This window comes from Streptosporangium sp. G11 (genome assembly GCF_051192615.1).
Lineage (GTDB): Bacteria > Actinomycetota > Actinomycetes > Streptosporangiales > Streptosporangiaceae > Streptosporangium.
Genome location: NZ_JBPJUQ010000298.1, coordinates 1 through 1,268, shown reverse-complemented (window position 1 = coordinate 1,268; position 1,268 = coordinate 1). Strand labels below are relative to the sequence as shown.

At 69.5% G+C, this 1,268-nt stretch carries 1 protein-coding gene; it reads right to left on the bottom strand.

All coding sequences use genetic code 11. The features are described from left to right. Positions 1 to 1,268 (bottom strand): sugar ABC transporter ATP-binding protein (locus ACSDR0_RS50670; protein ID WP_435296143.1); only part of this gene is annotated, 1,268 nt, incomplete at both ends.

Here is a 1,268-nt window from a genome sequence, read left to right as displayed (position 1 = left end):
CCTTCCATGATCATGTCGAGGACGGCGTGCTCGTCCAGCTCACCGGCACCGGCCTCACGAATGACCCGGCCCTCCCGCAGGACCAGCACCCGATCGGCCAGCCCCAGCACCTCGGGAACCTCGCTGGAGACCAGCAACACCCCGATCCCCTCATCGGCCAGCCGCCGCACCAACGCGTACAACTCCGCCCGAGCCCCCACATCCACCCCGCGGGTCGGCTCGTCCAGCAGCAACAACTTGCGGTTGTTCAACAACCACCGGGCCAGCACCGCTTTTTGCTGGTTACCGCCCGACAACGTCTTGATCGGCCGCTCCGGATCAGACGGGCGGATGTCCAGGGCCTGCACCATCTCCCGCGCGTCGGCCGCCTCCCGGCGCCGGTCCATCCAGCCCAGCCGCGAGTAACGACCCAGACTGGCCAGGCTGATGTTGCGCGACACGCTCTGATCCAGCAGCAACGCCTGCGCCTTACGCTCCTCGGGCGCCAGCCCCATGCCCAGCCGCACCGCACCGGTCGTGCCACCACCGCGGCGCACCGGCTTACCCTCCAAAACCACCTGACCGGAAAAACGCCGCGCCCCGTACACCGCCTCGATGATCTCCGAACGGCCCGAGCCGACCAGACCGGCCAGCCCCACGATCTCCCCCGCCCGCACCGAGAACGACACGTCCGAGACGACCCCGGGGACGGTGAGGTTCTCGACCCGCAGCACCTCTTTCCCCTCGGCGGGTTCCGCGCGGCGCGGCGGGAAGACGTACTCGACGTTGCGGCCGGTCATCAGCGACACCACCTGCGAGGTCGGCGTCTCCTTGGCCGGCAGCCCCACCGCGACCGTACGGCCGTCCTTGAGCACCGTCACCCGATCCCCGATCTCGCGGATCTCCTCCAGCCGATGCGAGATGTAGACCACCGCCACCCCCTGGGCGGTCAACTCCCGGATGATCCGGAACAGGTTGCCCACCTCGTCATGGGCCAGCGCCGCCGACGGCTCGTCCATGATGATCAACCGGGTGTCGTGCGACAACGCCCGCGCCATGCTCACCACCTGCTTGGCCGCCGGAGACAACCGGCCCACCTCCACCGACGGGCGGATCTCCGCGTGCCCCAGCCGGGCCAGCAACTCCCGGGTGGCCCGCGCCGCCTCACCTCGGCCCACGAACCCCATCCGGGCCGGCTCATGACCCAAGAACACGTTCTCGGCCACGCTCAGCCCGTCCACCAGGTCAAGCTCCTGGTAGATCGTGGAGATCCCGAGCCGGATCGCCGC